The organism is Streptomyces sp. Edi4 (assembly GCF_040253615.1).
GTDB lineage: Bacteria > Actinomycetota > Actinomycetes > Streptomycetales > Streptomycetaceae > Streptomyces.
Genome location: NZ_JBEJGY010000004.1, coordinates 5,930,107 through 5,949,502, shown reverse-complemented (window position 1 = coordinate 5,949,502; position 19,396 = coordinate 5,930,107). Strand labels below are relative to the sequence as shown.

Genomic DNA, 19,396 nt, shown 5'->3' with positions numbered 1-19,396 from the left:
AAAGTGACGGGAAGACTCCGGATCGTCACGACTGCGTCACTGGCGTCGTAACCACGGACACGGCACACCCGTTGGAGGGGGCATGGGCTTCACGATCGGCGGCAGCCGGGGTATCAGGGAGACCGGGCCCGGCTCTTGGCGCCGCGGCCGCTCCGCGCGCACGACCCGCACGAGCGAGGTCACCGCCGTGGCCGAGTACACCGGCCTGTGGGGCTGGGACGTCGCCTTCGGCGCCCGGGCCCTGAACGGCGAGTGCTCCTGCGGCAGTTCCTCCTGTACGGCGCCGGGCGCGCACCCGCTCGCCTTCGCGCCCGAGATCCCGGCGGGCGCCACCCTGGACGAGGTGAGCGAGGCGTGGGCGTGCTGTCCGGGCGCGGCGGTGCTGCTGCCGGTCGGCCGGACCTTCGACGTCCTGGACGTGGCGGCGCCGGCGGGGCGGCGGGCCCTGGTGCGCCTGGAGCGGATGGGGCTGCCGCTGGGCCCGGTCTCCACGACGCCGCAGGGCCGCACCCACTTCTACGTCGCGCCGGGCGCGTCGGTGGAACTGCCCCGTCTGCTCTACCGGATGGGCTGGGACGACGCGGTGCTCGACCTGCGCTGCCCGCCGCGCGGCGGCTTCGTGGCGGCGCCGCCGTCGGGCGAGGTGCGCTGGCTGCGCCCGCCGTCCCTGGACACGGCGACCCGGCCGCCGGAGGCCCGGCTGCTGCTCGGCACGCTGGCATACATCTGCCACCGCTCGGCCGCCTAGACCCGCGCGCCCGCAGCGCTGCCCGGCACACGCGAACGCCCCGCCGCGTCCTTCCGGTGCGGCGGGGCGTTTCGGGCGTACGGGGTGGCGCTACTCGCCGATCAGCGCGTCGACGAACGCCTCCGGCTCGAACGGGGCCAGGTCGTCCGCGCCCTCGCCGAGTCCGACGAGCTTGACGGGGACGCCCAGTTCGCGCTGGACGGCGATGACGATGCCGCCCTTGGCGGTGCCGTCGAGCTTGGTCAAAACGATGCCGGTGATGTCGACGACCTCGGCGAACACCCGGGCCTGCACCAGGCCGTTCTGTCCGGTCGTCGCGTCGAGCACGAGCAGCACCTCGTCCAGCGGGCCGTGCTTCTCCACGACGCGCTTGACCTTGCCGAGTTCGTCCATCAGGCCGGTCTTGGTGTGCAGCCGGCCGGCGGTGTCGATGAGGACGACGTCGGCGCCCTCGGCGATGCCTTCCTTGACGGCGTCGAACGCGATCGACGCGGGGTCGCCGCCCTCGGGGCCGCGCACGGTGCGGGCGCCCACGCGCTCGCCCCAGGTCTGGAGCTGGTCGGCGGCGGCGGCGCGGAAGGTGTCGGCGGCGCCGAGCACGACGGACTTGCCGTCGGCGACCAGGACGCGGGCGAGCTTGCCGGTGGTGGTGGTCTTGCCGGTGCCATTGACGCCGACGACCATGACGACGCCGGGGACGCTCTCGTCGCCCTCGGTTTTGACCTCACGGTCGAAGTCGGTGCCGAGCAGGCTCAGCAGTTCCTCGCGCAGCAGGGTGCGCAGCTCGTCGGGGGTGCGGGTGCCGAGCACCTTGACGCGCTCGCGGAGCCGGTCCACCAGCTCCTGGGTGGGCGCGACGCCCACGTCGGCGGTCAGCAGGGTGTCCTCGATCTCCTCCCAGGTGTCGTCGTCGAGGTGCTCGCGGGAGAGCAGGGTGAGCAGCCCCTTGCCGAGGGAGTTCTGCGAGCGGGCCAGGCGGGCCCGCAGCCGGACGAGCCGGCCGGCGGTCGGCTCGGGCACATCGAGCGCGGGCGCCTCGGCGGCCGGCTCCTCGACGACCACCGGGGTGGCGGGCGCCTCGGGAAGGCCGACCTCCTCGATGGTGCGGCGCGGTTCCTCCGCCGTCTCCGCGGCGTCCTCACCGACCTGTGGTTCGGCGGGCGGGGCTGTGATGGTCGGCGTGCTCGGCGGCGCGGTGGGCGGCAGCTGCTTCTTCTTGCGGCTGCTGACCACGAGCCCGCTGATCGCGCCGACCGCGACCAGGGCGATGACTACAGCAAGGATGACGAATTCCATAACCGTCCCAGTATCGGGTATGGGCGGGGCCGGGACCCAGTTTGTGGGTTCGTCCGAGCACGGAAGGGAATTATGGGGCAGGTGTCGGATTAAAGTACGATAGAGGTGGGCGCATCAACGCGCGTAGAGTCCCCTTCGACCACCCCCACCGGCTCAGCGTCGAGCCGAGCGAGAGGCACGGAACTCCTCCCCCATGAACACTGGCACCACCGACGAACCGCAGAGCGCCCTGGAAACACGCGGCCTTGAGCCCGTGCCGGACGCGGAGCGCACGGCGAAAACCCGCGAGCTGTTTCCCACCTGGGTCGCGGCGAACATCAGCGTGCTGCTGCTCACCATGGGCGCCAGCCTGGTCGTCGCGTACAAGCTCAACTTCTGGCAGGCGATCGTGGTCGCCGTGGCCGCGCCCATTGTCTCCTACGGCCTGGTCGGGCTCATCGGGATCGCGGGCAAGCGCGGCGGCGCCCCCGGCATGGCGCTGTCGCGCGCGGTGTTCGGCCAGCGCGGCAATCTGCTGCCCGGATCGCTGATCTGGGTGGCGCGCTGGGGCTGGGAGACCATCAATGCGGTGACCGGCGCCTACGCGGTGCTGACCGTGCTGGACATCCTCTTCGGGATCAAGAGCAACACGTTCCTGATCATCGTCACGCTCGCCGTCTTCGTGGTCATCACGTTCGCGATCTCGGGCCTTGGCATCCACGTCGTGCAGAAGTGCAACAAGTACGCGACGTTCCTGTTCGGCGCGTTCTCGGTCCTGGTGCTCGTCTACCTGATCCTCAACACCCACTGGTCCGCCGTCTTCCACCAGCCGGCCGGCAAGACCTCGCTGATGGTCGCGGGCACCGGCATGATCGCCGCCGGCGGCGTCAGCTGGATCCCCTCCGCGCCCGACTTCGCCCGCTACCTGCCGCGTACCGCCTCCGCCAAGGCGATCGTCGGCAACTCCATCGGCGGCGCCGGCATCGTGGTGCTCCCGATGGTCCTGATGGGCGCGGTCATGGCCGTCTCCACCCCGGACCTCGCCTCGGCCGCCGACCCGGTGTCCTTCCTCGGCGAGATCCTGCCGATGTGGATCGCGGTGCCCTATCTGCTCATCGCCCTGGTCGGCATGCTCCTGATCAACTCGATGTCGATGTACTCGGCGGGCTTCACCGCGCAGACCCTCGGCTTCAAGATCCCCCGGCACTGGGCGGTCTCCGTCAACGCGGTCATCTCGCTGGTCTTCGGCGGCATCCTGATGCTGGTCGCCACCAGCTTCATGGGCTCCTTCATCGCCTTCCTCTCGCTGCTGGCCGTCGCCTTCTCCGCCTGGGTCGGCGTGTTCGGCGCGGACATGCTGCGGCGCACGGAGTACGACGCGAAGGCTCTCCTGGACACCACCCGTACCAGCGCCTACTGGTACAAGGCCGGGTTCTCCCCCGCCGCCGTCGCCGCCTGGGCGCTGGGTCTGCTCGGCGGCCTGATGTTCACCAAGTCCGACTGGTTCACCGGCCCGCTCTCGGCGAACAACCCCGTCGGTGAGTACGGCCTCGGCTGGGTCGCCACGATCGTGATCTCGGGGCTGCTCTACCTCGCGCTGCCCAAGCCGGCCGTGGTGCCCGCGGGTCCGGCCGAGGAAACCAAGTCCGCCGAAAAGCTGGCCCTCTGACGCCTCGTCAGTTACCGTCCCCCTTCGCCCGGGGTTCCTCGGAACCCGCCCGGTGGAGGGGGACTTTCCATGCCGTTCACGGTCGTACGCATGAACCTGGTGGACCCGGACGCCACCGCCGCCTCGCTCTCCGCGCGCTACCGGGCCGCCCTGGAGATGGCCGTCTACGCCGACGAGCAGGGCGTCGACACCATCCAGACCGAGGAGCACCACGGCACGGACAACAACTGGCTGCCCTCTCCGTTCGCCTTCGCCGCCGCCGTCTTCGGCGCCACCCAGGCGAACGCGGTGGCGCGCGGCGCCTCGGCGCAGGAGCGGGGCGACGGGCGGGCGGCGGCGGGGCGTATCGCGGTCACGGTCTCGGCGATCATCGGTCCGCTGTACGACCCGCTGCGCCTGGCCGAGGACATCGCGGTGCTGGACCTGATGAGCGGCGGGCGCCTGGTGACGGTCGCGGGGATCGGCTACCGGCCCCTGGAGTACGAGCGGCAGGGGGTGGAGTGGGGGCGGCGCGGCCGGCTCCAGGACGAACTCCTGGACACCCTGCTCGCGGCGTGGAGCGGCGAGGAGTTCACCTACCGGGGGCGCCGGGTGCGGGTCACGCCCCGCCCGTTCACCCAGCCGCACCCGATGCTGCTGGTCGGCGGCTCCTCACGGGCGGCCGCGGCGCGCGCGGCCCGGCTGGGGCTGCCGTTCTTCCCGAGCGCGCATCTGCCGGAACTCGAGACGTACTACCACCAGAAGCTGGCCGAGTACGGGAGGGAGGGGTTCTGCATGATGCCGGCGGCCGTGACGCCGCTGCTGCACATCAGCGAGGATCCGGACCGGACGTGGGCGCTGTACGGCGAGCACTTCCTGCACGAGGCGCGGATGTACGCGTCCTGGCAGTCCAAGGACATCCGCTCGGCGGTGAAGTCCGGGGCGAACTCGGTGGAGGAGCTGCGCGCGGAGGGGGTGTACCGCGTGGTGACCCCGCAGGAGTGCGCCTCCCTGGAGGCCGACAGCCTGGTCCTGCACCCGCTGTGCGGGGGGATGCCGGTGGAGGAGGGGTGGCGGAGCCTGCGGTTGTTCTGCGAGCGGGTGGTGGGGAGGGAGGGCTGACGACTTCACCTGCCGCCCGCGCAGGGCCACCCGGCGCTTTCGGGTGCGGGGAATTCAGGCGGGTTCCCCGGATTCCTCGCGGGGCTTGAGCACCAGGAGCGCCAGGGTCACCGTCCGGACGATGACGCCGCCCAGCAGCGCCGCGCCGAACCCGTCGACCTCGAAGCCGTCCATCAGGCCGCCCACCCACTCCGCGAGCAGCCACAGCAGGGTGTCCTGGAGGATGCCGGCGGCGCCGAGGACCAGGAGCTTGACCGGCGGGCAGCTTCTGATGTCGTGCGGGTAGCACGAGATCAGCTGGTTGAGGACGACGAACACGATGCCGGTGAGGACGAACCCGAGGACCGGTGAGGACTGTTCACGCAGCGATATCCCGGGGAGCAGCGTGGCCGCTCCGACACCCAGAAAGATGAAGATGGCCAGCGGGTTGGTCTTCTTTTCCATGATCCGGAGGGTGGCACGGACCGCCCGGAAGCTGGAATTCCGTACCAAACCGCCCCGGCTCGATGGGCGAACCGGGGCGGTTTGGTGAGAGGAGCGGGGCAGCGGGGATTAGCCCATCTCCTCCAACGCCTTGCCCTTGGTCTCCTTGACGTACCGGAGCACGAAGGGGATCGAGAGCGCGGCGAAGATCGCGTAGATGATGTAAGTGCCGGACAGGTTCCAGTCCGACAGGCTCGGGAAGCTCGCGGTGATGGCCCAGTTGGCGATCCACTGCGCGGCGGCGGCCACACCGAGGGCGGCAGCGCGGATCCGGTTGGGGAACATCTCGCCGAGGAAGACCCAGACCACCACGCCCCACGACAGGGCGAAGAAGAGCACGAAGACGTGGGCGGCGATCAGCGCCACCACACCCTGGGTGTTGGGCAGCTTGCCGTCGACCAGGTGGGCGGAGAAGGCCCAGGCCTCGACGGCCAGCGCGACCGCCATGCCGATGGAGCCGATGAGCGCGAGCGGCTTGCGGCCGACCCGGTCGACGAGCACCATCGCGATCACCGTGCCGATGATGTTGATGATCGACGTGGTGAACGAGTAGAAGAACGAGCTCGACGGGTCGATGCCGACGGACTGCCACAGCGTCGAGGAGTAGTAGAACGCGACGTTGATGCCGACGAGCTGCTGGAAGACCGAGAGGCCGATGCCGACCCAGACGATGGGCAGAAAGCCCATCCTGGACCCGAGCAGGTCCTTGAAGCTCGACTTGTGCTCGGACTTCATCGCGTGCTCGATCTCGGCGACGCGGTCGTCGAGATCGACGTCCTTGCCCTCGACGTCGGCGAGGACCTTCTTGGCGTCGGCGTGCCGGCCCACCGAGATGAGGAAGCGCGGGGACTCGGGGATGGCGAAGGAGAGCAGCCCGTACAGGACGGCCGGGACGACCATCACACCGAGCATGACCTGCCAGGCCTCAAGCCCGATGATCTTGCCGCGCTGGTCGCCGCCCGCGGCGTTGAGGATCCCCCAGTTGACGAGCTGGGAGATCGCGATGCCGATGACGATGGCGGCCTGCTGGAAGGAGCCGAGCCGGCCCCGGTAGGCGGGCGGGGCGACTTCGGCGATGTAGGCCGGGCCGATGACCGAGGCCATGCCGATGGCGAAGCCACCGATGATGCGCCACAGGGCGAGGTCCCACAGGGCGAAGGGCAGCGCGGAACCGATGGCGCTGATGGTGAAGAGGGCCGCCGCGATCTGCATGCAGCGGATGCGGCCGATGCGGTCGGCGATGCGGCCCGCGGTCGCGGCGCCGATCGCACAGCCGATCAGGGCGATGGCGATGACCTGGGCGAGCGTCCCGGAGCCGATGGAGTACCGGTCGCGGATCGCCTCTACGGCGCCGTTGATCACGGAACTGTCGTAGCCGAAGAGGAAGCCGCCCATCGCGGCCGCCGCCGTGATGAAGATGACATGGCCGAGGTGGTCCGGGGCGGTGTGGCCGCCTCCGGACGCCTTCGCCTGCGCGGTACTGGTCACGTGTACTCCTGGGGCCGCCCGGCAGCGTCGCCGGGGGTGAGGGGACTCTTCCAAGTGGCGCACAACTTCCCGTCACCCACCACTTGAAGGTAAAAGCAACGTTGCAGAGACTATGCCTTCAAGTTTCGAAGTCAATACCAGTTCGGTTGCGAATGTTCCGGCAGGACTCGCCGGGTGATCTTCAAGGCTTGAACACGCGCTGGCGGCCGGGCAGGAGTCGGCTCGGCGCGGGTCAGCGCAGCCGCTGGCTGATGACCTTCGAGACCCCGTCGCCCTGCATCGAGACGCCGTACAGCGCGTCGGCGACCTCCATCGTCCGCTTCTGGTGGGTGATCACGATCAGCTGCGAGGACTCCTGGAGCTCCTGCATGATCCGGATCAGCCGTTGCAGATTGGTGTCGTCGAGCGCGGCCTCGACCTCGTCCATCACGTAGAATGGGCTGGGCCTGGCCTTGAAGATGGAGACGAGCAGGGCCACCGCCGTCAGCGAGCGCTCGCCGCCCGAGAGCAGCGAGAGCCGCTTGACCTTCTTGCCCGGCGGCCGCGCCTCGACGTCGATCCCGGTGGTGAGCATGTTGCCGGGGTCGGTCAGGATCAGCCGGCCCTCGCCGCCCGGGAACAGCCGCGAGAAGACGCCCTCGAACTCCCTGGCGGTGTCCCGGTAGGCCTCCGTGAAGACCTGCTCCACCCGCTCGTCGACCTCCTTCACGACTTGAAGGAGGTCGGCCCGGGTCTTCTTGAGGTCTTCCAACTGCTCGGAAAGGAACTGGTGGCGCTCCTCCAGGGCCGCGAACTCCTCAAGGGCGAGCGGATTGACCTTTCCGAGCTGCTGGTACGCCCGTTCGGCTGCCTTGAGCCGCTGCTCCTGCTCGGTCCGCACATAGGGAACCGGCTGGTTGCGCGGGTGGCCGGGGTCATCGGGCAGCTCCTCTGTCTCGGCGGGCGGTGAGGGGGCCACCGGCTGGTCGGGCCCGTACTCGGCCACGAGCCCGGCCGGCTCGACCCCCAGCTCCTCCAGCGCCTTGGTCTCCAGCTGCTCGATCCGCAGCCGCTTCTCTGCTCCTAGTACCTCGCCCCGGTGAACTGAATCAGTGAGTTTGTCGAGCTCCGCCTTGAGATCGCGGCCGGCCGCCCGCGCGGCGGTCAGCTCCTGCTCGCGGGCCGCCTTGGCGGATTCGGCCCCGGTGCGCTCCTGCTCGGCCCGCACCAGCGACACCTCGACGTGGGCGAGCAGGGTGCCGGCGCCGGACGCGACGGCTTCGGCGACGGCCGCCTCGTGCCGCAGCCGGGCGCGCCGCTGCTCGGCTCTGGCCCGCGCCTCCCGCTCGGCGCGCGCTCCCCGGTCGAGCGCTTCGGCCCGCCCGACGAGCGCCTTGACCCGCTCCTCGTGGGTACGGGCCTGGAGGCGGGCCTCCATCTCGGTCTGGCGGGCGTTGGCGCCGTCGGCCGCGAGCCGGTCACGTACCGAGGTGTCGGGCTCCTCCTCGACCGGCGACTCCTCGGCGACCAGGAGCCGTTCGGTCAGCTCCTCGGCCTCCTCGGTCGCTCTTTCCAGCGCCTCCTGGGCCCGGGCGGCCGCGGCGGCGGTCCGCTCGGCCTCGCCGGCCGCGCCCCTCGCCTGCCCGGCAAGCCGCCCGAGCCGCTGGGCGACCAGGGACCGGTCCTTCTCGCCGGCCCGCCTGCGCTCCCCCAACTCCTCCACGTGTTCGGCCAGTTGACGACGGCGCTCCTGCGCCTTCCGCTGGGCCCCGGCCAGCTCCTCGCACCGTACGGCCAGAGTGGCGAGCTCGCCGGCGGCCTCTTCCACGGAGGCCTGGACCTCGAGGAGGCTGGGTGCGCCGGGCGAGCCGCCGTGCGCGAAGTGGGCGCCGAGCACATCGCCCTCGGCGGTGACGGCGATCAGCTCGGGCCGCGCGTGCAGGAGGTCTTCGGCGTCCTCCAGGGTGGCGACCACCACCACGTCACGCAGCAGGCGCCGCACGGCGGGCATCAGCTCGGCGGGGCCGCGCACCAGATCGGCGGCGCGGGGCGGCCCTTCACCGCGGGCCGGCCGCTCCTCGTGGCCCTCGGGGGCGCGGCTGACCAGCAGGGCCGCGCGGCCCGCGTCCTGCTTGCGCAGCATCCGGATGGCCTCGGCGGCCGACGCGGGCCCGCTGACCGCGACGGCGTCGGCCGCGACCCCCAGCGCCGCGGCGACGGGCACCTCGTAGCCCGGGGCCACGGTGAGCAGTTCGGCTGCGGGGCCGAGCAGCCCGCTCAGCGCCTCTCGTGCGCCGAGCAGCGCGCCCGTGCCGTCCTTGCGGCGCAGGCCTAGCGCGAGGGCGTCGTGCCGGGCCGCGACGGCGGCGCGGGTGCGCTCGGCGGCGGTGGCGTCCTCGCGCGCGGCGCCGAGCGCGGCCTCGGCCGCGGCGAGCTCCCGCTTGGCGGCGTCGTGGGCCTCGGCCAGCTCGGTGTCGCCGGCGTCGAGGCCGTCCACCTCGGCCTTGAGCTGTTCGTACTCCTCCTGCGCGAGGGCCGCCCGCTCGCCCGCCTCGTCGCGCGCGGCGGCCAGACGGTCGATCTCGGCCTGCGCGGAACCCACCCGGCCGCGCGCGGCGTTGACCTGACCGTGCAGCCGCGCAAGACCTTCGCGCCGGTCGGCGATGGCGCGTGCCACATCCTTCAAACGCCTTTCCTCGGCGGCGAGTTCCCGCTCCAGGTCGGCCCGGTGGGCGGTGGTGTCCTCCAGGGCGTGCTCGGCCGCTTCGAGTGCGGCTTCGAGTTCGGCCTCCTGCTCGCGGATGCGGGCGGCCTCGCGCTCCATGTCCTCGGGCTCGCGCCCGCGCCGCTCCTCGGGGGGCTGGGCGCTCGCGCTCTTGATCCGGGCGTCGGCGAGCGAGATGGTGCCGCGCACCCGCTCCGCCAGCCGGGACAGCTCGTACCAGGTCTGCTGGGCGTGCTGGAGGCGGGGCGACAACTGCCGTACGTGCTCTTCCAGTTGGGCCTCGTGCGCGAGCGCCGCCGTGAGTTCGGCCGCCGCGCTCTCCCTGCGGCGCAGCAGCTCGGCCTCGTCGGCGATCTCGGCGCTGAGGGCCTGGCGCATCGTCACGAGGTCGTCGGCGAGCAGGCGAAGGCGCGCGTCGCGCAGGTCGGCCTGGATGACGGCGGCGCGGCGGGCCACGGCGGCCTGCCGGCCGAGCGGTTTGAGCTGGCGGCGCAGTTCGTCGGTGAGGTCCTGGACGCGGGCGAGGTTCGCCTTCATCGCGTCCAGCTTGCGCAGCGCCTTCTCCTTGCGCTTGCGGTGCTTGAGGACGCCCGCGGCCTCCTCGATGAAGGCGCGGCGGCCCATCGGGTCGGCGTGCAGGACGGAGTCGAGCTGGCCCTGGCCGACGATGACGTGCATTTCGCGGCCGATACCGGAGTCGGAGAGCAGTTCCTGGATGTCCAGGAGCCGGCAGGTGTCGCCATTGATCTGGTATTCGCTGCCGCCGTTGCGGAACATGATCCGCGTGATGGTGACTTCGGCGTATTCGATGGGCAGCGCGCCGTCGGAATTGTCGATGGTGAGGGAGACTTCGGCGCGCCCGAGCGGCGGGCGGCCGGTCGTCCCGGCGAAGATGACGTCCTCCATCTTTCCGCCGCGCAGCGTCTTGGCGCCCTGCTCGCCCATCACCCAGCTCAGCGCGTCCACGACATTGGACTTGCCCGATCCGTTGGGCCCCACCACGCAGGTGATGCCCGGCTCGAACTTCAGCGTGGTCGCGGACGCGAAGGATTTGAATCCGCGCAGGGTGAGGGCCTTGAGGTGCACGCCGCCGGACTCTACCTTTCACCGGCGGTTTCGCGCAGGAAGGTCCCGGGCAGATCAGAGCGGACGAGAAAGGCGGCCGGTCCGCCGGGGGCGGCCGGAAAGAAGAAGGGACGCCGAAGCGTCCCTTGCAATATATTGCAGGTGTTGCGGATCTCTCGATCTCGACGAGAGGGACGGAATCCTCTCTCACCCCAAGATCAGGTGAGTGCGGGCTCCGCCTGCGGGACGTCGATGTCGATGCCTTCGAGCAGCGAATCTCCGCGGTGCGAGGCGGCGGCAGCCGACAGCGCGTCGTTCTCGGACTGAATCCGGTTCAGCTCGGACTCGAGGTCCTGGACGCGCTGCTGGAGCCGTCGCATCTCGGCGAGGAGTCGCGGGTCGGAACCGCCGACGTAACCGAGAAGCGCCTTTGCCATGATGGATGGTCCTCCACACTGAGTGACCGACCGATGCGGTGTGGGTCGTGAGGGAATCGCACCCGCGGTGCTTGGACTTGACTGCGGTTCTTCATGCCAAACAGCTAAGGTGCGCGGGGCTTCCAGAGTCTCACCAAAAAGTTTGACGGTCAACACGATCACGCCCCGTATCCACGGGCAATCCGGGGGCACGCGGCCGCTCAGCACGCGGCGCTGCCTCTTCTCGGAGCTCGTCGGGGACCCTGGGGGCACTGAGATCTTCCTTGACTCCGCAGCTTTCCACGCCGGGCGCCCGTTGGCAACAGGCAGATCGTTCGAGGTCAGCGCGGGGTTGCGAGCCGAATGCGGGCGGTCACCACGGCCGGGGCCGCTCGGGATGGCTCACGGCGCTCAGCGGATGGCGAAGCCGTCGTAGCCGCCGCGCACTGTGTCCCAGATCTCGGTCACACCGTCGACCCGGCCCGGTGTGTCGTCGGACCGCAGCCACTCCAGGAGACGGTGGCAATTCTCACGCGGCCCCTCGGCGACGACCTGGACGCGGCCGTCCTCCAGATTGAGGGCGAACCCGTTGAGCCCCCCGATCTCCAATGCGTTCGCCCTGGTGAACCACCGGAAACCGACTTGCTGTACTCGCCCGCGCACCCAGGCCGTAAGTCGAACTTCGTCGTGCGCATCTTCGTTCATACGTGCACGCTAACGGGCCAATTGCCCACGCGGCACTTCGCCCCCATGCGTCATGGCGTACAGTCGCGACGCAATGAGGCTCACCCGTATGGGTTAGTGCCCATTTGATCATTCCGGGCCGGTCGCGGCTCCTGTGCCCTGCGGCCAGGTATTGCGCACGGCACACGGAAACGGCATTGAGGAAGGCACAGCAGATGGGACGCCATCGTCGCTCCGCCGCCGCTCCCGCGCCCGCCGACGGCGCGGCGGGCACGGAGCGCAGGCCCACGGGCGGATCGCGCCGGAAGAAGCGGATGATCACGCCCGTGCGCACCGGGCTGCTCGGCGTCTCCGCCGCGGTGGCCGTGGGCGCCGTGGCCGTCAGCTCGGGGCTGCTGCCCGGCGGCGGTACGTACCGGGTGAGCGGCGACATCGCCTCCGGCGGCCAGGTCAGCGTGAGCGCCACGCCCAATGTGCGCCCTCAGGGCGGTGAGTCGGACAAGCCCACTGGCGCCGCCCCCACGCCGACGGGGCCGGCCACGCACGCGCCGTCGCCCTCTGCCGCCACTCCCTCTGCCCCCGCACCCCCTTCCGCCCCCTCCCCCAGTTCTTCCAGCGCCTCGGCCACGCCGTCGACTCCGGCGTCAAAGCCCTCCTCGGCGCCCGCCTCCGCGCCCGCGCCGCGCGAGAAGTCCAAGGCTCCGGCGCCCGCGGCCCCGAAGCCGGCCGCCCCCTCGGCCCCCGAGCGGAACGCCGTCCCCTCGGGGCGTTCCCAGACGCCGAGTGCTCAGGTGCCCAGCGCCGAAGTGTCGGCCGCGGCGTCCGTGATGTCGCTGGTCAATCAGCAGCGCACGATGGCGGGTTGCAGCCCCGTGTCGGCTGACCCCGCCCTTGGCGCGCTGGCCACCGCCTTCAGCGACGACATGGCGGCGCGCGGTTTCTTCGACCACACCGACCCGGACGGCAGGTCGCCCTGGGACCGCGCCGCCAAAGCCGGCGTCCCGAGTCTGGGCGGCGAGAACATAGCCCGTGGCCAGGCGGACGCCAGGGCCGTCATGGACGCCTGGATGAACAGCCCGGACCATCGCGCGAACATTCTCAACTGCTCGTACAAGTCCCTCGGCGTCGGAGTGCACTTCGGCCCGGGCGGTCCTTGGTGGAACCCAGGACTTCGGTTTTTGATCGGGTGCCGGGATCTGTGCGGGACAGCCGTCCGCGCGTCCTGTTCTTGGCATCGCGCATTCGTGAGCGTGTGAACGGAATTCGTTCGTAAGCGCACGAAAGGGCTCTCTCCGTTTCGAACGGAGAGAGCCCTTTCGTATGTGCCGATGCGCGACATTCGATCTCGCGCCGGGGCGCGTCAGGCGCCGATGGCCGCCTTGCCCGCGAGGAAGACGCGAGCGGTCTCGGTGACGCGGCGGCCCAGGTGCTCGGCGGTCGCCACATCGGCCTTGTGCACGGCTTCGGGGCCCTGGTCGGAGTTGGTCTGGGCGCCGGCCCCGGCGAAGAAGCCGAGCCGGTTGAGGTCGTATTCGGAGCCGGCGGAGGAGTTCCAGCCGGGCTTGAGGCCCAGGTTCACCCAGTGCATGCCGTGCTGGCCTGCGAGGGTCTGGAAGAACTGAAGGGTGTGGCCCTTGTCACCGCTCTTGGAGCCGGAGTTGGTGAAGCCCGCGGCGAGCTTGTCCTGCCAGGCGTCGGTGAACCAGCGCTTGGAGGTGGCCTCGGCGAACTGGTGGAACGCGCCGGACGCGGTGCCCATGTAGGTGGGCGAGCCGAAGATGATCGCGTCGGAGGCGTCGAGCAGGGCCCACTCGGCATCCGTGAGCGTGTCGACCTTGATGACGTGGACGGTGGCGCCCGCCTCGGCGGCGGCGCTGCCGACGGCTTCGGCGAGGACGGCGGTGTGGCCGTATCCGGAGTGGTAGGCGATCGAGACGACAGGAGTGATCACGGCGAAATCCCCTCAAGGGCGTGGAAAGGCGGCGGGCGCGCGACGGCCGGGGCCGGTTCCGCTGCGGCTGCCCGCTGCGGCGCTGCACTTAGGTAAGCACTAACTTTCAGTTAGCGCAACCTGGGAGCAGGCGCTGTGTGGGCGTATCGTGGGGGTATGGATGAGACTTCCGCGGGCGTCCTGGACGCCGCAGGGCCGTGCGCAGAGGCCGGGGCCGACGCCGATCTGCCCTTCAACGTGTTCGCCAAGTCCTGCCCGTCCCGGCGCACCCTGGAGAACGTCACGGGGCGCTGGGGCAGCCTCACTCTGGGCGCGCTGTACGAGGGCGGCGCCCGCTTCAACGAGCTGCGCCGCAGGGTCGACGGGGTGAGCGAGAAGATGCTCTCGCAGACGCTGCACTCCCTGGAGCGCGACGGGCTCGTCCTGCGCGAGGCGCAGCCCACCAATCCGCCCCGGGTCGACTACGAGCTGAGCGAGCTGGGCCGTGAGGTGGCCGAGCGGCTGCTCTTTCTCATCCACTTCGTGGAGGACCGGATGCCGGCGGTGCTCAAGGCGCAGGAGAGTTACGACGCGGCGCGCGGGGCGCGCTGACACTTGGGGCAGTAGTAGCTCGACCGGTTCATCCAGGCCCGCCTGCGCATCGCCGTTCCGCAGCGCCTGCACGGCTCGCCCTCACGTCCGTAGGCGTCCAGGGAGCGGTCGAAGTAGCCCGACTCGCCGTTGACGTTGACGTAGAGGCTGTCGAAGCTGGTGCCGCCCACGGCGAGCGCCGCGTTCATCACCTCACGCGCGTGGCCCAGGAGTTCGGCCGCCTTGGGCCGGTTGAGGGTCGCGGTCGGACGGTTGTAGTGCAGCCGGGCGCGCCAGAGCGCTTCGTCGGCGTAGATGTTGCCGACGCCGCTGATGAGCGTTTGATCGAGCAGTGCGCGTTTGACCGTGGTGCGCTTCAGGCGCAGGGCCACGAAGAACGCCTCGTCGTCGAACTCCGGGTCCAGCGGGTCGCGGGCGATGTGCGCGATGACGTCGGGAAGGCCGTCCGAGCTGTTGGCCGCGGTGTCGTGCAGCGAGAGCCCGCCGAAGGTGCGCTGGTCGACGAAGCGCAGTTCGGTGCCCAGCTCGTCCTGGAACCTGATCCGGATCCGCAGGTGCTTCTCGTCGGGGGCGTCCTGCGGCTGCACGAGCAACTGCCCGCTCATTCCGAGGTGTCCGAGCACGGACGCGTCGGTGTCCGCGAGCGGCAGCCACAGGTACTTGCCGCGCCGGCGCGCGACGCCGATCCGGTGGCCCTTCAGGCGCGCCGCGAAGTCGTCGCCCCCGGCCGGGTGGCGGCGTACGGCGCGCGGGTGCAGCACCTCGACGTCCGTCACGGTGCGCCCCGCCACCCACCGCTCGAGTCCGCGCCGGACCACTTCGACTTCAGGCAGCTCAGGCATGCGCGCAGATTACCCCCGGGGGCGCGCGCCAGGTCGCGGGGGCCCTGGTCGGGCCCGGTGCGCCCGGGCGGGGCGGACACACGAAACCCCCGCCGCGCACCGAGGTGCGCAGGACGGGGGCCTGGAAGGAAGGGGCTCAGAGGGCCGGACCCTTGGCGACGGGAGCCGTCGCCCCGCCGTCGGCCGCGGCGACGGGGGCCTCGGCCACCGCCTTGGCCCGCTCGTCGGCGTCGGCCCTGATGGACCGCCAGGCCGACTCGGCGGCCTGCTGCTCCGCTTCCTTCTTGCTGCGGCCGGTGCCGGTGCCGTACGAGACACCACCGACGCGGGCGGCAGCAGTGAAGGTCTTCTCGTGGTCAGGACCGGTTTCGGAGACCAGGTACTCGGGAACGCCGAGCCCTTCGGCCGCCGTCAGCTCCTGGAGACTGGTCTTCCAGTCCAGGCCGGCCCCGAGATTCGAGGACTTCTCGATCAGGGGGTCGAACAGCTTGTGGACGAGCGCGGACGCCGCCTCAAGACCCTGGTCGAGATAGACCGCGCCGATCACCGCTTCCAGGGTGTCGGCGAGGATGGATGCCTTGTCCCGGCCCCCCGTGCCCTCTTCGCCCCGGCCGAGCCGGATGAAGGAGCCCAGTTCGAGCCCTCGGCCCACCTCCGCGAGTGCACGAGAGTTGACCACCGCGGCCCGGAGTTTGGCCAGCTGGCCTTCCGGAAGGTCGGGGTGGGTGCGATACAGCGTGTCGGTGACGACCAGACCGAGCACCGAGTCCCCAAGGAACTCGAGCCGCTCGTTGGTCGGCAGACCGCCGTTCTCGTACGCGTACGAACGGTGGGTGAGCGCACGCACCAGAAGGGCGGACTCGAGCTGATACCCGAGCCGCCCTTCCAGAAGCGTGTGGGACGAGGCCGTGTTGTTGTCCGCCTTTTTGGCGTTGGACTCAGACATCGGGCCTCTCACCAGCCGCTCAGACCTCGAGGACCTGGCGCTTGTTGTAGGTGCCGCAGCTCGGGCACGCGATGTGCTGGAGCTTCGGCTCATGGCAGCGCTCGCACGCAACCAGGGTGGGGACCGCAGCCTTCCACTGCGACCGGCGGTGGCGCGTGTTGCTGCGCGACATCTTCCGCTTCGGAACAGCCACGGCTACTTCTCCTGCTTCTCGGCGGCATCCTGCACGTCAGACGCAGTGCCGCTCATGTTGTCCTTCTCGCCGTCCTGGATGGTCCCGGCGAGTCCCTGCAATGCCGCCCAACGAATGTCGACGGCGTCATGGTGGTGGTCCGGGTCGTCCGCCAGGCTCGCTCCGCAAGTGGAACAGAGCCCCGGGCAGTCCTCCCGGCACACCGGCTGCATCGGCAGTGCGAGCACCACCGCGTCACGCAGCAAGGGCTCGAGGTCGAACATGCCGTCCTCGAGCGGAATCATGTCCTCGTCGTCCTCGGCATCGTCGTCCGCGGCTGCCTTGCGGCGGCCCCGGTCGTCGGTGTCGGGGTACGAGAACATTTCCTGGAAGTCCACTTCAACGTCCTGCTGAAGCGGCTCCAGACACCTTACGCACTCCCCCTCGGCCGACGCACGGGCGGTGCCTGTGACAAGCACCCCTTCCATGACCGACTCGAGACGGAGCTCGATGTCCACGGGCCGGCCCTGCGGCACGTGGATGACCTCGGGGATCCCGAGGTCCTGGGGGGCCTCCACGGTGCGGGAGAGCCGCTGGAGCGCACCGGGACGCCGTCCCAGCTCGTGTGTGTCGAACACGAGGGGATTGCGGTGGTCGAGGCGCGTGCTCAGGGCTCTTCCTGCTTTCGAGGTCGTGGAGTGGCTGCCACCGGCTTCGCTGGGCGAATCGGGCAGCTTGGATCGCGGACGTACGCGCGACCGAACAGCCAGGATACTGGACCGGCCGCCATAGACCCAATCCGGCCCTCTTCGTCCCCCCGGCCCGGCGGGATACGGACGCGCGACCCTAGGGGCGGTGCTGCCCGTGGCCCTGTTCGTAGGCCCGCAGCTGGTCCAGATCGATCATGCCGGTGTCGAAGAGACTGGTCTCGTCGAGCGCGGCCTGCTGAGGCTGGTGGTGCGGCTGATGCTGCGGCTGGGGCGGCGCGTAGTGCTGCTGACCCTGGTCGTAGGCGTACGGGTCCTGCTGGACGTATCCGTACTGCGCGTACTGATCCTGCTGGCCCTGGTGCTGATAGCCGTAGGGGTCCTGCTGGGGCTGCTGGTAACCGTAGGGGTCGTACACCGGCTGCTGCTGCGCCGGGATGTGCGCGTGCGTCTCGGCCGCGTGTGCCTCGGCCAGGTGCGGTTCGGCCGGGTGCGGTTCGGCCGGGTGCGGTTCGGCCGGGTGCGGTTCGGGCCGGTGGGCCGCCGCGGCCGGCTCGGGCTGGGCCAGTTCGGCCAGGCCCGCCAGATAGTCGGCGTCGCTGGTGTGCAGGCGCGGGTCCCCTGCCGCGTCCTGGGCGGCCATGTGGTCGGCGAGGTCGTCGGACGCGGTCCTGCCGTGCAGTTTGAGGCGGCCCCGGCCGACCGCTTCGAGGGTCTTGGCGAGCACCGCCTCGAAGGCGCCGAGCTTGGCGTCGACATACGCGTCGGCCCGGTGGATGAGCGTCTGGGGGTCGGCGCTGTACTCGGGGGCGTCCTCGTCGGGGTGGCCCTGGTCGTCGAGGCCGGGGCCCCGGCCGAGCAGCTTCTCGCGGCCCCGGTCGACCGAGCCGATGGTCTTGGTGAGGACGACCTCGAAGTTGGCGAGCTTGGAGTCGACGTAGTCGTCGGCCTCGGCGCGGATCTCCTCGGCCTCCCTGCGGGCCTCGTTCAGGATCCGGTCCGCCTCGTCCTGGGACTGGCGGGCCACGGCGGTGTCGGAGATCAGGGTGCCGCGCTGGGCGTGCGCGGACTCGATGATCCGCTCGGCCTCCTGGCGCGCCTGCTCGACCATCTGCTCGCGGCCGCCGATCAGCTCCTGGGCCTGGGCGAGCGAGCCGGGCAGCGCCTGGCGCACCTCCTCCAGCATCGCCAGGAGCTCGGCACGGTTGACCACGCACGAGGCCGACATGGGCATGGAACGGGCGCTGCCGACCACCCCTACGATCTCGTCGAGCTTCTTCTGCACGTCCACCGGTGATCGCCACTCTTCTAACGGATTGGAGACGGACGGGACGACTGTAAGGCCAGTCGGCGCCCGCCCGACACCGGGTGACGCACTGTCAGCGGAGCGGCGCCCGGCTCACTTTTCGCCGAGCCGCGCCACCAGGGCCGCGTGGACGGTGGCCGGCAGCAGGTGGGAGACGTCTCCGCCCCAGGTGGCGACCTCCTTGACCAAGGAGGACGACAGGAAGCTGTAGGTCGGGTTGGTCGGCACGAACAGCGTCTCGACGCCCGAGAGGCCGTTGTTCATCTGCGCCATCTGCAACTCGTAGTCGAAGTCGCTGACGGCGCGCAGGCCCTTCACGATCGCGGGGATGTCCCGCTGCTTGCAGAAGTCGACGAGCAGGCCGTGGAAGGACTCGACCTGCACGTTGCCGAGGTCGGACGTCACCTCGCGGATCATCTCGATCCGCTCCTCCACGGTGAACAGGCCCTGCTTCGACTGATTGATCATCACCGCGACATGTACGACGTCGTACAGGCGGGAGGCGCGGGCGATGATGTCGAGGTGTCCGTTGGTGATGGGGTCAAAGGACCCGGGACAGACGGCGCGGCGCATCTGTTGTCCCTCGCTCTCCGGTCCGGTCATGGGGTGTGCCTCGGTGCGTTTTCGCACGTGGAGGCGGCGCGACCGTACCAAAGCGTGCCTTCGCCGTAACGACGGGCCCGCAGCGCTTCGAATCCTTCGGGCCAGCCGAATTCCCCGCCTCTGGTGCTGCGCTCCACGGTGACGAGACAGTCCTCCGCGAGCCAGCCCCCTCGGCGGAGTGTGAGCAGGATCTCCCGAAGATCGTCATCAGTGACCGCGTACGGAGGGTCGAGGAAGACCACGTCGTAGGGGTCGGCGGGCGCCGGGCCTGTGACGATCTGTTCCGCTTTGCCGGTACGCACCTCGGCGCCGGGGAGGCCCAGGGCGGCCACATTGTCACGGACGGTGCGCGCGGCGCGGCCGTCGGCCTCGACCAGCAGGGCATGGGCGGCGCCCCGCGAAAGCGCCTCCAGGCCCACGGCGCCCGAGCCCGCGTACAGATCGGCGATCCGGATGCCGTCGAGCGTGCCGAGCAGCGCCTCCCAGGTGGAGAAGAGGCCTTCGCGCGCCCGGTCGGATGTGGGGCGGGTGCCGGTGCCCGGCGGTACGGCCAGGCGGCGGCCTCCGGCCTGGCCGGCGATCACGCGGGTCATCTCAGTCCTTGTCCGTATCCGTGAGGTTCACGAGGTTCACGAGCGTTCATGC

Annotated in this window: 19 protein-coding genes; 5 read left to right on the top strand and 14 right to left on the bottom strand. The window is 70.5% G+C overall.

The features are described from left to right. Window positions 1-82 precede the first annotated feature (82 nt). Window positions 83-748: a bifunctional DNA primase/polymerase gene (locus tag ABR738_RS29140; RefSeq protein ID WP_350232913.1), complete on the top strand. Its 666-nt coding sequence runs from the start codon at window positions 83-85 to the stop codon at window positions 746-748. A gap of 90 nt (window positions 749-838) precedes the next feature. On the opposite strand, the gene ftsY is transcribed toward ABR738_RS29140, so the two are convergent. Then, window positions 839-2,044, bottom strand: a complete 1,206-nt coding sequence (ftsY, locus tag ABR738_RS29135; RefSeq protein WP_350232912.1) for a signal recognition particle-docking protein FtsY — start codon at window positions 2,042-2,044, stop codon at window positions 839-841. Window positions 2,045-2,237: 193 nt separating this feature from the next. On the opposite strand from ftsY, the gene ABR738_RS29130 reads away from it, so the two are divergent. Together ABR738_RS29130 and ABR738_RS29125 are read left to right on the top strand one after the other, a co-directional pair. Then, entirely contained in the window at window positions 2,238-3,692 is a 1,455-nt protein-coding gene (locus ABR738_RS29130; RefSeq protein ID WP_350232911.1) for a cytosine permease, read from the top strand. 69 nt (window positions 3,693-3,761) lie between these two features. After that, the gene (locus ABR738_RS29125; protein ID WP_350232910.1) at window positions 3,762-4,793 is read left to right on the top strand and encodes an LLM class flavin-dependent oxidoreductase; all 1,032 of its coding nucleotides are present in this window, start codon (window positions 3,762-3,764) and stop codon (window positions 4,791-4,793) included. 54 nt (window positions 4,794-4,847) lie between these two features. Here the strand turns inward: ABR738_RS29125 and ABR738_RS29120 are convergent, their stop codons facing one another. The 5 genes from ABR738_RS29120 to ABR738_RS29100 form a co-directional block, all read right to left on the bottom strand. Next, window positions 4,848-5,237 carry a phage holin family protein gene (locus ABR738_RS29120; protein ID WP_350232909.1) on the bottom strand — a complete coding sequence of 130 codons (390 nt, stop codon included), beginning with the start codon at window positions 5,235-5,237 and terminating at the stop codon, window positions 4,848-4,850. A 108-nt stretch (window positions 5,238-5,345) separates the two neighbouring features. Next, a complete protein-coding gene (locus ABR738_RS29115; protein ID WP_350232908.1) occupies window positions 5,346-6,764 on the bottom strand; it encodes a sugar porter family MFS transporter in 1,419 nt (472 codons plus the stop codon). Window positions 6,765-6,996: 232 nt separating this feature from the next. After that, on the bottom strand, window positions 6,997-10,554 hold the full coding sequence (gene smc, locus ABR738_RS29110) for a chromosome segregation protein SMC (protein ID WP_350232907.1): 3,558 nt from the start codon (window positions 10,552-10,554) through the stop codon (window positions 6,997-6,999). A 197-nt stretch (window positions 10,555-10,751) separates the two neighbouring features. Then, window positions 10,752-10,970 carry a hypothetical protein gene (locus ABR738_RS29105; protein ID WP_350232906.1) on the bottom strand — a complete coding sequence of 73 codons (219 nt, stop codon included), beginning with the start codon at window positions 10,968-10,970 and terminating at the stop codon, window positions 10,752-10,754. Between the two features lie 390 nt (window positions 10,971-11,360). Next, window positions 11,361-11,654 (bottom strand): acylphosphatase, encoded by a 294-nt coding sequence (locus ABR738_RS29100; RefSeq protein ID WP_350232905.1) that lies wholly within the window; start codon window positions 11,652-11,654, stop codon window positions 11,361-11,363. Between the two features lie 194 nt (window positions 11,655-11,848). On the opposite strand from ABR738_RS29100, the gene ABR738_RS29095 reads away from it, so the two are divergent. Further along, window positions 11,849-12,889, top strand: a complete 1,041-nt coding sequence (locus tag ABR738_RS29095; protein WP_350232904.1) for a CAP domain-containing protein — start codon at window positions 11,849-11,851, stop codon at window positions 12,887-12,889. Between the two features lie 104 nt (window positions 12,890-12,993). Here ABR738_RS29095 and ABR738_RS29090 read toward each other — a convergent pair whose 3' ends face one another. Then, entirely contained in the window at window positions 12,994-13,584 is a 591-nt protein-coding gene (locus tag ABR738_RS29090; RefSeq protein WP_350232903.1) for a flavodoxin family protein, read from the bottom strand. A 156-nt stretch (window positions 13,585-13,740) separates the two neighbouring features. Between ABR738_RS29090 and ABR738_RS29085 the strand changes: the two genes are divergently transcribed. Continuing rightward, complete coding sequence (locus ABR738_RS29085) at window positions 13,741-14,175, top strand: winged helix-turn-helix transcriptional regulator (RefSeq protein ID WP_350232902.1); 435 nt, start codon at window positions 13,741-13,743, stop codon at window positions 14,173-14,175. On the opposite strand, the gene mutM is transcribed toward ABR738_RS29085, so the two are convergent. From mutM to rsmD, 7 genes are all read right to left on the bottom strand, one after another. Beyond that, a complete protein-coding gene (gene mutM, locus ABR738_RS29080) occupies window positions 14,148-15,017 on the bottom strand; it encodes a bifunctional DNA-formamidopyrimidine glycosylase/DNA-(apurinic or apyrimidinic site) lyase (protein WP_350232901.1) in 870 nt (289 codons plus the stop codon). The genes ABR738_RS29085 and mutM overlap by 28 nt on opposite strands. Before the next feature lie 136 nt (window positions 15,018-15,153). Next, window positions 15,154-15,963 (bottom strand): ribonuclease III, encoded by an 810-nt coding sequence (gene rnc, locus ABR738_RS29075; RefSeq protein WP_350232900.1) that lies wholly within the window; start codon window positions 15,961-15,963, stop codon window positions 15,154-15,156. Window positions 15,964-15,982: 19 nt separating this feature from the next. Then, window positions 15,983-16,156: a 50S ribosomal protein L32 gene (gene rpmF, locus ABR738_RS29070; RefSeq protein ID WP_007493396.1), complete on the bottom strand. Its 174-nt coding sequence runs from the start codon at window positions 16,154-16,156 to the stop codon at window positions 15,983-15,985. 2 nt (window positions 16,157-16,158) lie between these two features. Next, window positions 16,159-16,806 (bottom strand): YceD family protein, encoded by a 648-nt coding sequence (locus ABR738_RS29065; RefSeq protein WP_350234790.1) that lies wholly within the window; start codon window positions 16,804-16,806, stop codon window positions 16,159-16,161. Window positions 16,807-16,981: 175 nt separating this feature from the next. Further along, window positions 16,982-18,133 (bottom strand): cell division initiation protein, encoded by a 1,152-nt coding sequence (locus ABR738_RS29060; protein ID WP_350232899.1) that lies wholly within the window; start codon window positions 18,131-18,133, stop codon window positions 16,982-16,984. 108 nt (window positions 18,134-18,241) lie between these two features. Next, window positions 18,242-18,721, bottom strand: a complete 480-nt coding sequence (gene coaD, locus ABR738_RS29055) for a pantetheine-phosphate adenylyltransferase (RefSeq protein ID WP_350234788.1) — start codon at window positions 18,719-18,721, stop codon at window positions 18,242-18,244. 26 nt (window positions 18,722-18,747) lie between these two features. Then, on the bottom strand, window positions 18,748-19,344 hold the full coding sequence (gene rsmD, locus ABR738_RS29050) for a 16S rRNA (guanine(966)-N(2))-methyltransferase RsmD (RefSeq protein ID WP_350232898.1): 597 nt from the start codon (window positions 19,342-19,344) through the stop codon (window positions 18,748-18,750). Between the last annotated feature and the right edge of the window lie 52 nt (window positions 19,345-19,396).